Origin of the sequence: Corynebacterium accolens, assembly GCF_023520795.1 — a bacterium.
Classification (GTDB): Bacteria; Actinomycetota; Actinomycetes; order Mycobacteriales; family Mycobacteriaceae; genus Corynebacterium; species Corynebacterium accolens.
On record NZ_CP046605.1, the window covers coordinates 381,990 to 399,387 of the forward strand.

Annotated in this window: 16 protein-coding genes, 3 tRNA genes and 2 pseudogenes; 8 read left to right on the forward strand and 13 right to left on the reverse strand. The window is 58.3% G+C overall.

Features of this window, described 5'->3' with window-relative positions:
• The first annotated feature begins 29 nt into the window (after window positions 1–29).
• Together CACC_RS01855 and CACC_RS01860 are read left to right on the forward strand one after the other, a co-directional pair.
• Window positions 30–1,229, forward strand: coding sequence for a glycosyltransferase family 4 protein (locus tag CACC_RS01855; RefSeq protein WP_005276805.1), 1,200 nt, complete (start codon window positions 30–32; stop codon window positions 1,227–1,229).
• An 11-nt stretch (window positions 1,230–1,240) separates the two neighbouring features.
• Window positions 1,241–1,945, forward strand: a complete 705-nt coding sequence (locus tag CACC_RS01860; protein WP_005276807.1) for a demethylmenaquinone methyltransferase — start codon at window positions 1,241–1,243, stop codon at window positions 1,943–1,945.
• A 13-nt stretch (window positions 1,946–1,958) separates the two neighbouring features.
• Here CACC_RS01860 and CACC_RS01865 read toward each other — a convergent pair whose 3' ends face one another.
• Complete coding sequence (locus tag CACC_RS01865) at window positions 1,959–3,227, reverse strand: geranylgeranyl reductase family protein (RefSeq protein ID WP_005276808.1); 1,269 nt, start codon at window positions 3,225–3,227, stop codon at window positions 1,959–1,961.
• Window positions 3,228–3,325: 98 nt separating this feature from the next.
• On the opposite strand from CACC_RS01865, the gene CACC_RS01870 reads away from it, so the two are divergent.
• Together CACC_RS01870 and CACC_RS01875 are read left to right on the forward strand one after the other, a co-directional pair.
• Window positions 3,326–4,330 (forward strand): polyprenyl synthetase family protein, encoded by a 1,005-nt coding sequence (locus tag CACC_RS01870; protein WP_005276810.1) that lies wholly within the window; start codon window positions 3,326–3,328, stop codon window positions 4,328–4,330.
• Between the two features lie 110 nt (window positions 4,331–4,440).
• Window positions 4,441–4,522: transfer RNA gene (locus CACC_RS01875), tRNA-Tyr, on the forward strand.
• A gap of 124 nt (window positions 4,523–4,646) precedes the next feature.
• On the opposite strand, the pseudogene CACC_RS01880 reads toward CACC_RS01875, so the two are convergent.
• The 4 genes and pseudogenes from CACC_RS01880 to CACC_RS01895 all read right to left on the reverse strand — a co-directional run.
• A pseudogene (locus tag CACC_RS01880) lies at window positions 4,647–4,853 on the reverse strand (IS1249 family transposase); the annotation flags it as partial.
• A gap of 125 nt (window positions 4,854–4,978) precedes the next feature.
• Window positions 4,979–5,308, reverse strand: a complete 330-nt coding sequence (locus CACC_RS01885) for a transcriptional regulator (RefSeq protein ID WP_005276819.1) — start codon at window positions 5,306–5,308, stop codon at window positions 4,979–4,981.
• Complete coding sequence (locus CACC_RS01890; protein WP_005276821.1) at window positions 5,301–5,705, reverse strand: hypothetical protein; 405 nt, start codon at window positions 5,703–5,705, stop codon at window positions 5,301–5,303. The genes CACC_RS01885 and CACC_RS01890 overlap by 8 nt, the downstream gene beginning before the upstream one ends.
• A gap of 155 nt (window positions 5,706–5,860) precedes the next feature.
• Window positions 5,861–5,998 (reverse strand): annotated as a pseudogene (locus tag CACC_RS01895) (transposase-like zinc-binding domain-containing protein); the annotation flags it as partial.
• A 269-nt stretch (window positions 5,999–6,267) separates the two neighbouring features.
• On the opposite strand from CACC_RS01895, the gene CACC_RS01900 reads away from it, so the two are divergent.
• Window positions 6,268–6,867, forward strand: coding sequence for a hypothetical protein (locus tag CACC_RS01900; protein WP_232207984.1), 600 nt, complete (start codon window positions 6,268–6,270; stop codon window positions 6,865–6,867).
• A 475-nt stretch (window positions 6,868–7,342) separates the two neighbouring features.
• On the opposite strand, the gene CACC_RS01905 is transcribed toward CACC_RS01900, so the two are convergent.
• The 3 genes from CACC_RS01905 to CACC_RS01915 are packed head-to-tail and all read right to left on the reverse strand — an operon-like array spanning window position 7,343 to window position 10,168.
• Window positions 7,343–8,146: an ABC transporter ATP-binding protein gene (locus CACC_RS01905; protein ID WP_005276825.1), complete on the reverse strand. Its 804-nt coding sequence runs from the start codon at window positions 8,144–8,146 to the stop codon at window positions 7,343–7,345.
• 22 nt (window positions 8,147–8,168) lie between these two features.
• A complete protein-coding gene (locus tag CACC_RS01910) occupies window positions 8,169–9,224 on the reverse strand; it encodes a FecCD family ABC transporter permease (RefSeq protein ID WP_005276826.1) in 1,056 nt (351 codons plus the stop codon).
• Window positions 9,221–10,168 carry a FecCD family ABC transporter permease gene (locus tag CACC_RS01915; RefSeq protein WP_005276827.1) on the reverse strand — a complete coding sequence of 316 codons (948 nt, stop codon included), beginning with the start codon at window positions 10,166–10,168 and terminating at the stop codon, window positions 9,221–9,223. The genes CACC_RS01910 and CACC_RS01915 overlap by 4 nt, the downstream gene beginning before the upstream one ends.
• 141 nt (window positions 10,169–10,309) lie before the next feature.
• Between CACC_RS01915 and CACC_RS01920 the strand changes: the two genes are divergently transcribed.
• Entirely contained in the window at window positions 10,310–11,347 is a 1,038-nt protein-coding gene (locus CACC_RS01920) for an ABC transporter substrate-binding protein (RefSeq protein ID WP_005276829.1), read from the forward strand.
• Between the two features lie 165 nt (window positions 11,348–11,512).
• On the opposite strand, the gene CACC_RS01925 is transcribed toward CACC_RS01920, so the two are convergent.
• The 5 genes from CACC_RS01925 to CACC_RS01945 all read right to left on the reverse strand — a co-directional run bounded on the left by CACC_RS01925 (window position 11,513) and on the right by CACC_RS01945 (window position 16,898).
• On the reverse strand, window positions 11,513–13,090 hold the full coding sequence (locus CACC_RS01925) for a phospho-sugar mutase (RefSeq protein ID WP_005276831.1): 1,578 nt from the start codon (window positions 13,088–13,090) through the stop codon (window positions 11,513–11,515).
• Between the two features lie 3 nt (window positions 13,091–13,093).
• Window positions 13,094–13,741, reverse strand: coding sequence for a deoxyribose-phosphate aldolase (gene deoC, locus CACC_RS01930; protein ID WP_005276833.1), 648 nt, complete (start codon window positions 13,739–13,741; stop codon window positions 13,094–13,096).
• An 11-nt stretch (window positions 13,742–13,752) separates the two neighbouring features.
• The gene (locus tag CACC_RS01935; RefSeq protein WP_005276835.1) at window positions 13,753–15,108 is read right to left on the reverse strand and encodes an MFS transporter; all 1,356 of its coding nucleotides are present in this window, start codon (window positions 15,106–15,108) and stop codon (window positions 13,753–13,755) included.
• A 15-nt stretch (window positions 15,109–15,123) separates the two neighbouring features.
• Window positions 15,124–15,849 (reverse strand): purine-nucleoside phosphorylase, encoded by a 726-nt coding sequence (gene deoD, locus CACC_RS01940; RefSeq protein WP_005276837.1) that lies wholly within the window; start codon window positions 15,847–15,849, stop codon window positions 15,124–15,126.
• 113 nt (window positions 15,850–15,962) lie between these two features.
• Window positions 15,963–16,898 (reverse strand): sugar-binding transcriptional regulator, encoded by a 936-nt coding sequence (locus CACC_RS01945; protein WP_035108349.1) that lies wholly within the window; start codon window positions 16,896–16,898, stop codon window positions 15,963–15,965.
• Between the two features lie 174 nt (window positions 16,899–17,072).
• Here CACC_RS01945 and CACC_RS01950 point away from each other — a divergent pair.
• Both CACC_RS01950 and CACC_RS01955 read left to right on the forward strand, forming a co-directional pair.
• Window positions 17,073–17,148: transfer RNA gene (locus CACC_RS01950), tRNA-Thr, on the forward strand.
• 48 nt (window positions 17,149–17,196) lie between these two features.
• Window positions 17,197–17,268, forward strand: a tRNA-Met gene (locus CACC_RS01955).
• The last annotated feature ends 130 nt before the right edge of the window (window positions 17,269–17,398 follow it).

Sequence of the window (17,398 nt, forward strand, 5' to 3'; positions counted from 1 at the left end):
GGCCTAGAAAAATAGGCCATTATGGTGGCATGCGAGTTGCAATCGTGGCCGAATCGTTCCTCCCCAATGTCAATGGCGTGACAAACTCGGTGCTGCGCGTTTTAGAGCACCTGCACGAAACCGGACACGATGCGATTGTCATCGCCCCCGGTGCCCGCGAGGGCCAAGAAGAAATACCCGATTACTTGGGCTTTCCCATCTACCGCGTGCCCACCGTGCGCGTGCCGCTGGTGGATTCGCTGCCGGTGGGCGTGCCTACCACGGCCGTGGATGATGCACTGAGGAAGTTCAAGCCCGATATCATCCACCTGGCCAGCCCGTTCGTGCTGGGTGCAGCGGGCGCATTTTCGGCCCGGCAACAGCGCATTCCGGCAGTGGCGCTCTACCAAACCGATGTCGCCGGTTTCGCCACGAAGTACCACGCCTCTGCCTTGGCTTATGGCGTGTGGGAGTGGCTGCGTACCATCCACAATTCCTGCCAGATGACCTTGGCGCCCTCCTCGCTGACCATCCGGGACTTGGAAAAACACCACATCAAGCACGTGCGCCACTGGGGCCGCGGCGTCAATGCCGAGCTATTCCATCCCGAAAAGCACTCTGCTGCTCTGCGCCGCAGATGGGACCGGAGTGGAAAGAAGAATATCGTCGGCTTCGTCGGCCGCTTGGCCGCGGAAAAGGGCGTGCACCGCTTGTCCGCGCTCAATGACCGCGAGGATATTCAGCTGGTCATCGTTGGTGACGGCCCCGAACGCCCGCTTTTGGAGGCGCAGCTTCCCAACGCAGTGTTTACCGGGGCGCTCAGCGGCGAGGAGCTAGCCCAGGCCTATGCCTCGCTCGATGTCTTTGTGCACGCCGGCGAATTTGAAACCTTCTGTCAGTCCATCCAAGAGGCCCAAGCCTCTGGCGTGCCCACCATCGGCCCGCGGGCAGGCGGGCCCGTGGATCTTATCCAGGAAGGCTATAACGGCCTGCTTTTAGACGTGGATAGCTTTGTCGAGGACCTGCCCAATGCCGTCGATGCGCTCTTAAACCCAGAGGTACACGCAGAATTACGGGATAATGCCCGCGCCTCCATTTCTTCGAAGACGTGGACCGCGCTGTGCGAGCAGCTGGTGGGCTACTACGAAGAGGTATTAGAAGATACCCGCCGAGTGCCGCTGACCATTTTGGGGCAGCGGCCAGAGCTGCCACGGTGGGCGGCTCGTGCCCTTGGGGCGCGCGTAGCCTAGACTAGGCATTTGTGTCTAAGGCAGATCTGGATAAAAAGCCCTTCGACGTCGCGCGCATGTTTGACGCCGTCGGCGAAAAATACGACCTCACCAATACCGTCTTGTCCTTTGGGCAGGACAAGCGCTGGCGCAAGCGTACCCGCGAGCGCCTTAACCTGCAGCCGGGGGAGAAGGTCCTCGACCTCGCGGCCGGAACCGCGGTGTCCACAGAAGAGCTGTCTAAATCCGGTGCGTGGTGCGTAGCCTGCGATTTTTCGCGCGGCATGCTCGCCGCCGGAAGCGAGCGCGACGTGCCCAAGGTGGCCGGCGATGGCATGAAATTGCCCTTTGCGGATAATACGTTTGACGCCGTCACCATCTCCTATGGCCTGCGCAATATCCACGATTACGAGCTGGGGCTGCGGGAAATGGCGCGCGTGACCAAGCCGGGCGGGCGCCTAGCGGTGGCGGAATTTTCCACGCCCATCGTCCCGGTATTTGGCACCGTGTACAAGGAATACCTCATGCGCCTGCTGCCTCCTGTTGCGCGCGTGGTCTCCTCCAACCCGGATGCCTATATTTACCTCGCGGAATCCATCCGCGCTTGGCCTGGCCAAGAGGAGTTGGCGGCGGCCATCAACCGCAATGGTTGGGCCGACGCGGGCTGGCAAAACCTCACCCTGGGCATCGTCGCCTTGCACTCGGCAACAAAACCGCTTGCCGATGCCCCACAGTAACCCCTAAAGCTCCCTAAACCGCCGCGGTGGAGGCCCACAGGGGCGTATCGCGCCGGACGGCGCCTACGGTGCGGCCGGCCGTGCGCCACAGGCGGGCGATAAGGTCGCGGTCCTCCTCCGTGATGAGGTTGCCCATAAGGCGCGCCGCGGCGGGCATCAGCAAGCGGCCCACCGGCCCGCGCAGCGCCAATGGCCCCGCCACGGGCAGGAATTGCGGGTAGGTCAACAGGCGGGCGGCCGTGCGCGCGAGCAGGAAGGATTCGCCGTAGTGCTCGCGCAGGGTGGCCGGCCACGCGAGGGTGAAATCCTTTGGGCCGAGCATGCCCACCGCAAGCGCCGCGGTCTCGAGGCCGTAGTCGATGCCCTCGCCGTTTAAGGGGTTGACGCAGGCGGCGGCATCGCCAATGAGCATCCAGTTGGCCCCCGCCACATTAGAGACCGCCCCACCCATGGGCAGCAGGGCAGAGGTGACGTGTTCGATGTCCCCAAGGCCCCACTCCGCGCGCTGCTGGGCGGCGTAGAACTCCAGCAACTTTTTGGTATTAATCTTGGCCGGCCGCTGCGCGGTCGACAGCGCGCCGACGCCGATATTGACCTGGCCAAGCTCTGCACCTAAGGGGAAAATCCACCCGTAGCCGGGCTGGACGGAATCGTCTTCGTCTTTTAATTCCACGTGCGAGTGCATCCACGGCTCGGTTGCCTGAGGGGAGGCGGCATAGGAGCGCGCGGCGATGCCATAGACCTCGTCCCGGTGCCAGGTGCGGCCCAATTGCTTGCCAAAGGTAGAACGCACGCCATCGGCCACGATGAGCCATTTCGGCCGAATTATCCGCTCACCAATGCGAAACGATGTCACCCGGTTGCCCTCCATGACCGGGGCGCTCGCGGGGGTACCAGAGATTAGCGTGGCTCCTGCGGCGGTGGCGGCCTCTACCAACTGGGCATCGAGCCTAAAGCGCGGCAGGGCAGTGCCTACCTGGGAAGGATAAGTCTGCGGCCACGGGGCGGTGACGTCTCCGCCGTAGCCGTGCAGCTTGAGCCCGCGGTTGCGGTAGGAGGCGTTAACGGTAATGCCGAGCTTATCTAGTTGGTGCATTGCCCGCGGGGTGAGGCCATCGCCGCAGGTTTTATCGCGGGGAAAGGTGGCTGAATCAATGAGGACAGTCTCATAGCCAGCGCGGGCGGCATGGATGGCCGCGGCACTTCCTGCGGGTCCTGCACCGATGATGGCGACTTCGACAGGGCGGGGGGAATCGATCTGTTCCGACATAGGGACTATCATTGCACTAGTTCAACCCCTCAAGTGTGTTAAGGGGGCTGGTTTGGACTACGGTAGATAAACGATTATCTCTGGCTTTTAATTGCAAGGAACGCTATTTAATGACTCACGGCCACTCGCATGCCACTCACGTGGATCTTGGTGATCCACAGCTTAATGAACGCATTGGCGCGGGCATGGAAGCAGTAGAAGAAAAGCTGCGCAGTGAAACTGACCGCGGCCAGGACTTCTTGAAGGACAAGGTAAGCCATCTGTCCAAGGCAGGCGGCAAGCGCTTTCGCCCGATGATGGCCCTGCTTGCCTCTGAGTACGGCGCCAAACCGGGCTGTGAAAAGGTTATTAAGTCCGCCACCGTTGTGGAGATGGTGCACGTTGCTACCCTGTACCACGATGATGTGATGGATGAGGCGGACCGCCGCCGCGGCGTGGAATCCGCCAACTCTCGGTGGAATAACTCCGTAGCCATCCTTGCCGGCGATGCCCTCCTCGCACACGCCTCCCGCCTGATGAGCCAACTAGATACCCATACCGTAGGCCACTTCGCGGATACCTTTGAAGAGCTGGTGACCGGCCAGATGCGCGAGACCATCGGTGCCGGCGAAGCCAACCCCGTGGACCACTACATGGCCGTTATTCAGGAAAAGACCGCGGTGCTTATCGCCTCTGCCGGCTACCTCGGCGCGTATCACTCGGGCGCCTCGGCCGACCACGCTGCGGCCCTGTATCGCATCGGCGGCGCCATCGGCATGATCTTCCAGATCGTGGACGATGTCATTGATATCTTCTCCGACCCGAAGGACTCCGGAAAGACCCCGGGCACCGACCTGCGCGAGGGTGTCTTTACCCTCCCCGTCCTCTACGCCTTGGAAGAAGACGGGGAGGTGGGAGACCAGCTGCGTGAGCTGCTGACAGGCCCCCTAGAAACCGATGCTGAGGTCGAGCGTGCCATCGAGCTCCTGCGCCAGTCTGGCGGCCGTCAGAGGGCGCTAGAGGACATTAACGCCTACCTACGCACCGTAGAAGAACAGCTTTCCGTACTGCCGGAAAATTCCGCTAGCCAAGCGCTGCGCCAGCTCGCGGACTACACCGTTCGCCGCGTGGGCTAGCTGCTTGTCGATGTCCCCTCTTACACACCCCATTTCTCCCTGCTGCGCTGGCGATTTGGAGGTAGGTGGGTGCTTCATAGTAAAGTACATACACGCACCACAGAGTGCATGCCAGGTTGCCCGAGCGGCCAAAGGGAGCGGACTGTAAATCCGCCGGCATTGCCTTCAGAAGTTCGAATCTTCTACCTGGCACAACATGGAGCCCCACAAGCTGAAGCTTGCGGGGCTTCGTGGCATATGCGACAAAAAGTGTGTCTTGGGGCTTAAAGGTGGGTTAAGGGTCAAAATGTGTGTCTGGCTCGGCGTGTCGCTTGGGCTAGATTTGGCCTTTTTGGATGCCGATTGAATGGGTGTAGTTGGTGTCGATAGCGTTGTCGTAGAGGGTTGGTCGTCCTGTTTCGTGGTCGGCTTGGTTCTCGTTGTGGGTCAGGGTTTGTACTTTGGCGAGTTGGTCCTGGCCCCAGTTGGACTGCCTGGCGATTTCTACGGGATCGTCGGGCAGTTCTGTTTTTAGATACAGCCATCACGCTTGCCGACGTTTTCTCGGCTCCGCTCACTACCATTGAGAACGGTGGGCACTTCCCGGGGAGTGACGGCTACCTCGAATTTCCGCAGTTGTGGCAGCACATTATGCAGTGGCTGCGCAGCCTATGAGCCCTCTGTCATGGCTTTAAGTGCGGCAACGTGCTGTGCATAGGCTCCTGTTCCAGTCTGAGTCAACGCGACCCAGACGGCGTCTTTCGCGCGCGTGGAGCCATATTCGCGGGTGCGGCTGATATAGCCGCTGTCCTCAAGATGTTTCAACTGCTTGGACAGCGTATCGGCGGGAAGCTCGGTGAGTTCTGCAAGCACGGCGTATTTCATCTGCCTGCCGTCGGTTGCGCCTGAATGGAACAGCGCGGCACAAATTTTAAGCCGATTGATGGGGTGGATGACCGGATCCAGCTTTGCTGGGCGTGGTGAAGAATCCTTAGACATTGACACCCTTTACAGCGGCGTTGCGGTTCTCATACAACATCCACGCGGTAGCTGCAGTGACTACCGCTCCGGAGAACACTATCCAGGGCCATGAATCCGGCGTCGGTGTTGTAGACATGATCATTGCACCGGGTAGCAATACTCGTGACCAGGTTGCGTGATCGTTGCTCGGACCCATATTTGGATCGAGGCGCACGAATGGGTTTGCAATCTTATCCTTGAGGAGATAGCCCAGAACGAACGTCGGTACAAGAACCGCGAGGCCGTACCACCATGACAGCTTGGTTAGCGCGAGACCGCCGCCGACGCCAAGCGCCACTATCGCCACCGCCCACCAGCTCTGTTTCCACGTGGTGCGCTTTTGAACGTCGTGAATGATCTTAAGGTCGTCGCTCATCGTTCTTCTCCCTAACGCCAACTTCCCTGGTTTGCAACTAAGGCAAGTGTAACACTCGCTGTGCATGCAAGTCTAATGCTTGCCAAGTATGCAAGTGAAGGACTGTGCATAGTGGGAATGTAGCTACGCTCGGGGGTCTAACGGGACTGGTGGTCTGCTACTGTGACATCTGGCCGACTTTTATTGACTGAGGCTCCGCAGGCCTTACATCGCCATCGGGTAGTGCCTTTGCTGGTTGTTCCATTGCGTTTGGTATCACCGCCGCAGTAGCAGCGTGGTCGGTTCTTTGGCATTGAGTCACCACACCACCGCCTACTACCACAGACTGGCAGCCACACTGGGGATTTACCGTGTTGAGGCCAGATATATGCTCCCAAAGCATATATTTCACGCTAACCTACAGGTCAGAACCTAAAAATCCCCGATCCCAGACACACTTTCTAACCCTTAACCCTTAAAGGTCAAAAGGGGATACTCCAGTTATGTCTTGCGCAGGACGATCGCAGACCTTATCATCCACCTGAGTTCATTCGTATTCCAGAATTCAGAAAGAGGTTTTTCCTTGAAGTTCGGAACTAAGCTTGCTGCTTCTATCGCACTAGCTTCTGTACTCGCACCAGCGCCAGTCGCTACATCCGCAGAAACTCCTCAGAACGAGGTTCAGCAGTCAACCAACATAGGGACGGGAAATGATGTCCTTAAGGAAAGGATTGCTAAGGCCCAGGAGGAGCAACAGGCACTTCTCGTAATCAATGACGCTAATGAGAGTGGATACTCCGCTGAAGTAGTAAACGGCAATGTTCATAAAGAAGCAGACGCAGTAGTTGTAGAAAGCCCGAATGGCAAAGAAGAAGCTCTGCCCACTTCAAAGACTCTCACCACTGGAGAGAAAGTAGACATCGAATACTCGGTAGAGGGCAACCAGATCGCTGCAAAGTATTCAACGAATGTTGATCCAGAGTTGGTCGACGCAACCCTCATTCAGACTCGGTCTGCTGCTGGGTGTGCGGGGACCATCCTCGTAGGGATCGGAGGGACTACAGCAGCTGCAGTCGGGGTCGCCTCTGCACCGCTCACAGGCCCTATTGGGCCTACGCTGGCTGCAGCTACCATGGCAAGCGCATCTGGTTCTATCATAACAGCCGCTGACCAGTGCGGATAAATATAGGAAACACGAAAAAGTAAGGGGATAAAAATGGGCCTTGGACGTAGAATGCTGATCATTGCGTTGAGTACAAACGTTGCAATGATGTGCTTTGTGAGTGCTGTTCTAGAGATAGTTCTGCCGAATGATATACCGCAGTGGATCATCTTTGGAAATATTGTTGTATTCGTGGCATGTGTCTACTACACATACAAAGCAGTGACGGTATGGCCGGATAAAGATAAAGAGGAAATGGCCACGGGTAGGTGATTCCCAAATTTTGAAGCGTCCTGGGTTGAGTTCCGCTCCGTTTACGACCCTGTGTTGATGGGCTGAGTGAGATAGTATTCGGTTTCTACTTCTTGTGGGGTGGCGTAGTCCAAGGCCTTATGAATCCGCTGGGCCTGACCCCCGATGTGTCTACTTTCCGGGGGTCAGGCCCTAGTTTAGATTTCCCGTCTACTCAGAGGAAAAACCTGGGACACTTCAAACTTCAGTCTGGAATGATTACTGTCCGTCCTTGCTGCCCAGCCTTGGTAACCTCTACGGGTAGGCCATATAGGTGCTCAATTAGTTCTGAGGTGATTATGTCCACGGGATTTCCGTGGGCGACTAACTGCCCGCTTTGCATCGCTACTATATGGTCGGCGAAACGTATCGCTTGCTGGAGGTCATGTACTACGGCGATGACTGTTTTGCGCTCGTTTTCGCTGAGGTTTCTCACCAGAGTGAGCAAGTCATGCTGATAGCCCAAATCCAAAAAGGTTGTGGGCTCATCTAGTAAGAGCACTGGGGTGTCTTGGGCTAGCGCCATGGCCAACCAAGCGCGTTGGCGTTGACCGCCGGATAATTCATTCATTCGCCGGTCAGCCAGCGAATCCAGTTCCACCGTCGATATTGCTTGGGATACCTTGTCGAAGTCTTGGCTGCTGCGCTGCCCTAGCGGCCCTAGGTGTGCGAACCGGCCACGTGCTACCAGTTCCGTCACGGTGAGGTGTTCAGGGGCTATTGCATCTTGGGCCATGAGCGCGATGCGCCGCGATAATTCTTTGCGGCCGAAAGAATCAATCTGTTTGTTTTCTAAGGAAATAGTGCCTGCCTCTGTGGGCAATACTCGCGCCACAGCGCGCAGAAGCGTGGATTTGCCACAGCCATTGGGGCCAATAATGCATGTAAACTTTCCGCGTGGGAAGTCCACGCTTACGTTGTTTACGGCGGTGAAGTCACCGTAAGTGATGGTAGCGCCCTGTACTGCTACCGCGATGTCTCCATCGCTGTCTGAATCTGGGAAAGCCATTATGGGAAAAGTCCTTTCAAAATTACCTGCGGTAGGTGCGGTGCGCGAAGAGCATGAGGATGATCAGATACGTGCCGCCCAAGGTGACGGTTACGACGCCAACCGGAAGCATGGTGGGGTGGAAAAGCTGTTGCCCTATGATGTCGCAGACCAATAGCAAGGTGGCGCCGATAAGTGCACCAGCAGGGAGGCTGACTCGTTGGCCACCGGTAAGGAACCTTGTCAGGTGTGGTGCCGCTAAGGCTACGAAAGAAATCGGACCGGCCAGCGCGGTGCACAGTGCTGTTAAAAGGGCAGAGAGGAACACTAGAACAAGGCGGGTGCGGGTTACATTTAGGCCGAGGGAGTAGGCGGTGTCATCGGCAAGCTCTAGGGCCTCGCAACGCGACCTCAACGTGAAAGCTAGCACGATGATTAGTGCCAGCACGATGGCCGCTGGGCCGACAAAAATCCATTCAATGCCGTTGAGCGAACCAGCAGCCCACGTGGCCGCAGCCATGGCCGTGTCCAAATCTGCGCTCAAGATGAGGTAACGGTTGACCGCGGAGAGCGTAAGGGAGACTCCGATACCGACCAGGATGAGTCGCATGCCGCTTACCTGTCTGCGCAGGGCCAGGACGACGATGATCAGAGCGGTGATCCCGCCTCCGATCACCGCTCCTAATGCGACGTTAATAAAACTGCTAAACCCTAAGTAGCTCACCACGATCACCCCGGTATAGGCACCGGTGTTAAAACCAATGATGTCGGGCGAACCCAGTGGGTTGCGGGTTACGGTCTGAAAAAGTGTGCCGGCGATAGCGAGGCCAGCCCCTACCACGATGGCAGCGGTGACTCTGGGCAAGCGCCATTCGTAGATTACGGTGGTGCCGAAGCCGGAGTCGGGGTGAATGAGCGCCTGCCAAGCCGACACGCGATCTAGTCCTGCGCCAGGGTACGTCAGCGCTACGACGGCAGCGAGAAGGACTGCGGCGATGCCCACAAAAAGCACGATTATTTCGCGGCGGCGGTATCGCGCAGCGATGGTGCGTACCGAGGTGGTAGCGGTCCTCGTGGCATTTAGGTCTGTGGTCCTCATAGAACCACCTGCTTGCGTTGTGCAAGGAAAATGAGGAAAGGAGCACCGATTATCGCGACGGTTACTCCGGCGGGTAACTCGCCGGGCAAGATAAGCCGCCCAATGATGTCGGCGAAGAGAAGCAGATTTGGACCGATTAACCCACTAATCCAAATCTGATCGCGCTCATTGGTGATGCCTACTTGGCGAACCAAGTGGGGGACAAGCATGCCGACAAATGCTAAAACGCCGACTGCGGCAGTGGTCGTTGCGGCGAGCAAAGACACAACAAAGAGGGCCAATGCGCGGGTTTGGGCTACGTTGATGCCAAGTGCTTCTGCAGCGTGTTCACCTAGCGGCAGGACGGTCAGGCGGGGTGCTAGGAAAAGCAGCATCACTGCGGCGATAGCCAATCCACACCCCATGAGATAAAGCGGGGTGGTAGCGGCTATATCCATGCTGCCCACCATCCACGCCTTGATTCGGGCGAAGGCTTGCGGATCTAGGAGCGACATGCCTTCAGAAAGGCCTTCGAACACAGCGCTTAACGCCACGCCGGCAAGCACGATACGGAGCGGATCAATGGCTCCAGACACGTCACGTCCTAGGCGCGCAACTAATAGCATGGTGCCACTCGCGCCGATCAAGGCGGCGGCGGTAAAAGCTATGGGCGAAGATAGTCCGAACACGCTAAGTGCGAGCGCGGCCGCGAAGGCGGCACCGGCGTTCATACCGAATACTCCGGTATCTGCCAGCGGGTTTCGGGTGATGATCTGGAGAATGCAGCCGGCGACCGCGAGCCCAGTACCCGCAAGGATGGCGGCGACGGTGCGTGGGATTCGTCGCTCGTAGAGGATGTCTCCAGCCGTGCCGCTGCCGGGGCCACCGCGGAGGCCTGCGACTATTTCAGAGGGGCTAAAAGACTGCGCGCCGATGAATAGGCTGAGCACAATCAGAAGCACCATTAGCAGAAGTGCAAGTGCAAGGAATACGCCGACCCGCCACCTGCGGCGACGAGCATTCGGTACACCCATTGGGGGGAGCGTTGATTTGGTATGCGTCATATTATTTTCAACAAATAAGTAAGTTAGCTTAGGCTAACCATTATGTCAGAAGTATTGTTCAACAAAAAACGCCTGCTATCAAGCATGGCTGCCGCCGTCGCCATTGCCTTGTCACTGTCTGCCTGCAGTGCCGCCGAAAATGACGAATCCAAGGGTGGTTCGGGCAATGAAAGCGTCTCCCATAGTGGTGAGCGCTTTGGTACAGCAGATGAAGAAACCGCCAAGTTGGGAACTGACGCTGAGCCCGGCCAGTTCCCGCGCACTATCAAACACGCCAATGGTGAAACTGAGATCAAAGAGAAGCCAGAGCGCGTAGTGGTGCTGGATATGGGTGAGCTCGACTCTGTGCTGTCCTTGGGGATTAAGCCGGTAGGCATGGTTACCTCTAAGGGTGCGAATCCAGTGCCGGATTACTTGGCTGACAAGGTGAAAGACGTACCTTCGGTGGGCACCATTCAAGAGGTGAACGTCGAAAAAATCGCGGAGCTAAAGCCTGATCTCATTGTGGGCAGCCAGCTGCGCGTGGACGATCTCTACGGGCAGCTTTCCGATATCGCGCCGACCGTGTTGGCTATTCGCCCAGGATATCCATGGAAGGAAGACTTCCGGCTGATCGGTGATGCGCTCGGTGAAGAGGAGAAGACTGTCGATATCCTCAATGACTATGCGGATACCTTGGCTCAAATCAAGGAGAAAATGCCGAAGGACACGACGGTCTCCATGCTTCGATTCATGCCAGACAAGATCCGCCTGTACGCCAATAAGTCCCTCATCGGTGTCATTCTGCGCGATGCGGGACTGGATCGCCCAGAAAACCAGGACATTGATGAGCTGGCAGCGGAGATTTCTCCAGAGTCCATTTCTGAGGCAGACGGAGATTACCTGTTTTACTCCAGCTATGGCGATCCATCGGCCACTGGTGAGGACAAAATTGTCGAATCCGAACAATTTAAGAATCTATCAGCGGTGAAGGAAGGCAAGGCCTTCCGCGTCAGCGATGACCTCTGGTTCTTGGGCCTTGGCCCAACGGGTGCGAAGAAGATCGCGGAAGAACTAGTCGAATACTTGGATGTTAAGTAATTGACCTGATGGCACGAGGGCCCGCCCGAGTGGGGTGCTTCCCGCGTAGGGAAAGAAGAGCCCTTGTGCTCTAGGCCGCCTTATAAAGCCGTATGGGCCAGCAGATTCGCGCTATGGTGGCGATATCCTGCTGGCCCATAAGACTGTCTTCAGTAAGCGGGCGGATTAGAGCCCGAAGTAATCGCGCAGGTCGGCCGCGATGGCATCGAGGCGACCGGCGTCGGGGGACTCTAGGTAGCACTTGAGCTTGGGCTCGGTGCCGGAGGGACGAACGATGACGCGGTCATCGTTATCGGTGAAGAACTTCGAGCCTTGGGCAAACTTTTCCACCTTGGACACCGGGGAGCCGGCGAGCTCCGTCGGCGGGGTGGTAGAGACCTTGTCCATTGCTTGGGCAATCAGGCTCAAGTCCTCGACGCGGAAAGTCAGCGGCTGCGTGTGCAGGGCACCGACCGTGGCGTAAATATCATCCAACCGGCCTAGGAGGCTGCTCCCAGTGGACTTGCATTCGGCGGCGAGGCTGGCGAGCACCACGGAGGTAGAGATGCCGTCCTTATCGCGCACTGCGTTGGGATCGGGGCAGAAACCAATGGCTTCTTCATATCCGAAAGCGAGCTCCGGAGTGCGGGCGATCCACTTGAAACCGGTCAGGGTTTCCTCGTGGCCGAGGCCGTAGTGCGCAGCGATGCGCCCGAGCAGGCGGGACGATACGAGGGAGTTGGCGAAGTTGCCGGTAGCGCCGCGGCGAGCGAGGTAATCGCCAAGCAAAGCACCGGTCTCATCGCCACTGAGCTGGCGCCAGGTGCCATCGATAGGCACGGCGGCGGCGCAGCGATCGGCGTCGGGGTCGTAAGCGATAAGGATATCGGCACCGATTTTCTCGGCATGCTGGATGCCAAGGTCTAGGGCGCCGGGCTCTTCCGGGTTGGGGAAAGAAACCGTGGGGAAATCTGGGTCAGGAGCGGCCTGTTCTGGCACCAGCGAGACGGTAAATCCGCAGCGAGACAGCAGTTCCTTACCCAGCTCGGCGCCCACGCCGTGCATGGCGGTCAGCGCAATGGTGATATCGGTATTGTCACCAACCAATGCGGCGGCGCGGTCGAGGTACTCCGCGCGGGTATCGACGTCCTCGATGTGCTCGGAGGTGAGCGGAACTTCGTCGGCGTAGGGGGCCTCAGCAATGGCGGCGGCGATTTCCTTATCTGCTGGCGAGATGAGCTGCACGCCTTCGCCCGGGCCGGTGGCAACGCGGCCACCCAGGTACACCTTGTAGCCATTATCGGCAGGCGGGTTGTGGGAGGCGGTAACCATAATGCCGGCGTCCGCGCCCAGGGAACGGACCGTGAAAGCGGTCAGCGGGGTTGGGTTCTGTGCAGGCAGGACCAGGGCCTTGCCACCGGCGGCGGAGATAACCTGCGCGGCATCGCGCTGGAACTGTGCGGAGCCGTGGCGGGCATCGCAGCCGATGACCACGACCGGGGTATCGACCTGCTGCTTGAGCCAGGTAATAAGCCCATAAGTGGTGCGGATGACCACGGCTCGGTTCATGTGGGATTCGCCCGCGCCCACGGCGGCGCGCAGGCCCGCGGTACCAAAGTTCAGGGGGCCAGCGAAGGCGGCGGCGAGTTCTTCGGAGTTATCTTCTTCAATCCAAGTCAGCACTTGGCGAGCGGTGTCCGCATCCGGATCGTGTTCGGCCCAGGTGCGGGCGTACTCGATATCGAAGGTCTTATCCACAGACATGGCTTAAAGCTCCTCGAGGATCTTGGCGGAGGAGGACAGCCCCAGGCGGCTGGCGCCGGCCTCAATCATGGCGAGGGCATCCTCGGCGGTGCGGATGCCGCCAGAGGCCTTCACGCCCAGCTTGTCTCCCACGGTCTCGCGCATGAGCTTGACCGCGTGGGTGGAGGCACCGCCGGCGGGGTGGAAACCGGTGGAGGTCTTGACAAAGTCCGCCTGAGCGGCAGCGGCGGCCTGGCAGGCGAGGACAATGGCGGCATCGGAAAGCGCGGCAGACTCGATGATGACCTTGAGCACCTTGCCTGGGATGGCATCGCGCACGGCCTGGATTTCTGCCTGCAGCTCCTCGGCGCGGCCCTCGATGGCCAGCGGGATGTTGATGACCATGTCTACTTCCTCGGCGCCATCGGCAACCGCGCGGGCTGCCTCAGCAGCCTTGATTTCCGGCTTGACGGCGCCGGAAGGAAAGCCCACGACCGTGGCGACATGGAGGGACTCTGGGGTCTCGAGCGGCAGGGCGGAAGGAGAGACACACACGGCATAGGTGCCAAGCTCGGTGGCCTCTTCTACCAAGGCGCGGAACTGCTCCGAGGTGGCCTCCGGCTTGAGCAGGGTGTGGTCGATGTAGGAAGCAACGTCAGTGCGAGAAGTCATGATTTTCTCCTTTAGGAAATAGAAGCGGATTCTTTACGGGCCATCTTGAGGTCAGAGACCACATAGAGGCCAGAGCCGATGGCGGCGATGAAGGTGAGGACCAACAGCGTGGTGGTGTAGCTGGTGGATTCCTGCAGCTTGGCGGTATAGGCAATGCCCAGGGGCACGGCGATATTGATGGTGAGGTTGTAGAAACCAATGGCGATGCCAGACTTGGCTGCGCTGATATTGCGCAGGGCGGTGTTGACCAGTGGGGCGTACATCAGCGCAAAGCCGCTGGCAAAGGCCACGATGGCGATGATGAGTACGGAAACGTGAACCTGCGCGAAGAACGCGGCGAACAAGAGCGCGCCGGCAACCATGCCAAAGGCGGTGTAAATGGTGGCGCGAGAGGACATGACCTTGCCAATCTTGCCGGAGAAGATACCGACGAGGATGGCGCAGATATAGCCCGGAACCATCAACAGCGAAGCCTGATCCAAGCTCATGCCGTGCATGTCATGGGCTGCGAAGGGCAGCAGGAAGATAAAGCCCAGCTGCGTGGAATAGACAAAGAGCACCATGATAATGGTCCACACGTAGCGGCCATTGGTGAAAAATTCCGGGGTGACCACGGGGTTCTTTGCGTTCTTGATGTGCACGGTGAATGCGGCAACGCCCACGATGGCAAAGATGAGCCAGTACCAGGCGTAATCCTGCATGAACAAGATAAGCGCGCTGGCAAAGAGGGCTACGTAGAACAGGCCGAGCGCGTCCAGGTGGCTTTCCACGGCCTCATCTTCCGGCACATTCTTAATGATGGGCGGAATGGTCAGCAGGAGGATGAGCGGGATGAGGAACATCGCGGTCCAAGACACGTGGGTGGAGATGAATCCGGAGGTCAGCGCGCCAATGAGCAGGCCAGCCTGGAAGGCGGCGGTGGAAAAGCCGAGGTAAGTCTTTTGATCATCCTCGCTCAAGTGCTTGGTCACGTAGATGACATAGAGTGTTTCAGCGGCGGCCAAACCGGTGGTTTGAATCAGGCGGCCGGTTAATACCATGGCCCACGAACCGGAGAAGACGAAGGCCAGGATGGAACCTACGGCCACAAAAACGATGCCGGTAAGCATCAGTTTCCGGATAGAGATGGAGTCTGCCAAGGCGGCGTAGACAACGGCACCGATACCAATGATCACGCCGGCCAGGGAGGCCTGCAGCGACGCGGTCTTATCGGAAATTTCGAGCGCTTCCGCGATCGGCATGGTCATCGTCTTGAAACCATTGTCAATGATGAGGGAGAAGACGAAGACGAAAAGCAGGATGGGGACGGCGGCCTTGGGATTTACCTGGGTGCGCTCACCCGGGGTGGCCTTAACTTTTTTCAGCATGGCGGCGGGGTCCTTTTAGTCCAGCGCGTTGAGCGGCAGAGCGAGCTCCACCATGGTGCGGAAGGCGGTCTGGCGGTCTTCAGCGGAAAGCTGCTTGCCGGTGACGATGTTGTCGGAGACGGTAAACAGGCCCAAGGCGTCAACGCCGGTTTCGGCGGCGGTGGCATAGAGCGCTGCGGATTCCATCTCCACGCCGAGCACGCCCATGTGTGCCCAGCGGTCGTTCACGGTCTGGTCCATGTTGTAGAAGATGTCCGAGCTCAAGATATTGCCCACGTGAATGTGCTGGTTCTGCTTCTCGGATTCATCAACCAAGGCCTTGAGCAGCTTCCACGATGCGGTGGGAGCGTAGGTGCCTGGCAGGTCATACTGGGACAGGAAGTTGGAATCGGTGGAGGCAGAGGAAGCAACGATGACATCGTGCAATTCGATGTCTTCTTGCATCGCGCCGATGGAGCCGACACGGATGAGCTTTTTCGCACCGAACTTGTGGATGAGCTCCCAGGAGTAAATGCCGATGGACGGGATGCCCATGCCGGTGCCCATGACGGATACCTGCTTGCCGTTATAGGTGCCGGTAAAGCCCAGCATATTGCGGATCTCGTTGAATTGGACGGTGTCTTCGAGGAAGTTATCAGCAATGAACTTCGCGCGCAGTGGGTCACCGGGCAGCAGGATGGTCTCTGCGATTGGTGCGCCGTGCGGGTTGATGTGCGGGGTGGAAATGTCGGTGGCGGACATTGACGTGCTCCTCCATGTGAACTTCGGGTGTGTACATGGGTTAGTCTAGTCCGCCCGGAACCAATGTCAATGGGATGGTTAACAAATGTTCCCTCAGTGTGACGCGTTTTATGTTAATTATGCTCCAATAGCCTGTGAGCTGTGGATTGATCGGTTACAAGGTGGGTGGCCAAGCCCATCTCAAGGGCTACGTTGATGGCGCGGGTTTTGGTGTGTCCGCCGGCCACGAGTACGCGAGTGGGGCGTTGGGTTAAATCGTCCAAGCCGATGCCGACGGTGCGCGCATCCACGGCGGGGGAGGCGATGGCGCCCTCGGCGGTATAAAAGCGGGAACAGACATCGCCTACGGCATTGGTGAGAAGTTCCTCACTTTCTTCCTCGGTGAGATAGCCCAGGTTCAGCGCCAGGGACTCCTTTTCGATGGCCCCCGCGGTAAATACCGCCACGTCCACGGACGCCCCCATATCGAGGATTGTGGAAATGTGCCGGTCGCGGACGACCCACTCCTTGGCCTCGACGGAATCAAAGATGACCGGGAGGGGGAGTAGGTGTGCCTCGGCATTAAAGGCCTGGGTAAATGCCTGCATAGTCTGCAGATCCTTGGTGGAGCGCTCCGAGTGGGAGTGTCCACCTTTGAGCTGGACGATGTCCACGCCCTCTAGCGGACGCTTGCGTAAATGGGAGGCCACCGCGGACATGGTCTCGCCCCAGGAAAGGCCCACCGAGGTGTGATCGGTAATGAGTTCTTCCAATAGGGCGGTGCCAGCGCTGCCTAGATCAGCGAGCAGGGATCCGCCGGGAGGGGTGGCGGTGACGCGGGCATCGGCAAGCGAAAAGCGCTCGCAGAGCGCAGAAACCAGCTCATCGGACTGCTCGCGGGGATCGGTAATACTCACGGTGACAAAGCCGCGCTCGGCGGCGTGGGTGAGCAATTTGGAGACCGTCGGCCGGGAAATTCCCAGGTGCGCCGCCACCTCCGCCTGCGAAAAACCGGAGTTGTAGTAGAGCTTCGCGGCGTCGAGAGAAAGACAGTCTTTATGATCCAGCATGCCTTTCATTCAAGCACACCGGGCGGGCAGGACCACCATCGTCTAAGCCGCAGAAATTTGCTCACTTATGGGCGCTGACGTGGCGATTTGTGCAAAGTGGAGGTGGCAGGTTAAATTATTGAAGTCCGCAACGGAGAGCACAACGAAATATTGACGTGCTTGATGCTGGGATATGCCCCCTTAGCTCAGTCGGCAGAGCGTTTCCATGGTAAGGAAAAGGTCGACAGTTCGATTCTGTCAGGGGGCTCCATTCATGTCTGGAGGAAATATCTTCCTGCAGGATGAAGGTGTTCACCATGGCGGTGTAGCTCAGTGGTAGAGCAAGCGACTCATAATCGCTGTGTCGCGAGTTCAATTCTCGCCATCGCTACCGGGAAAGAAAAGCGCCACTGCGGCGCTTTTTTACTACCGTGCCTATGGCCTTAACAGAGCACTGGTTTCCGTGCGGAATTAGGGATCTGGTAAGGTCATCGGCGCGTGACGTTCAAGCGTCACGGATA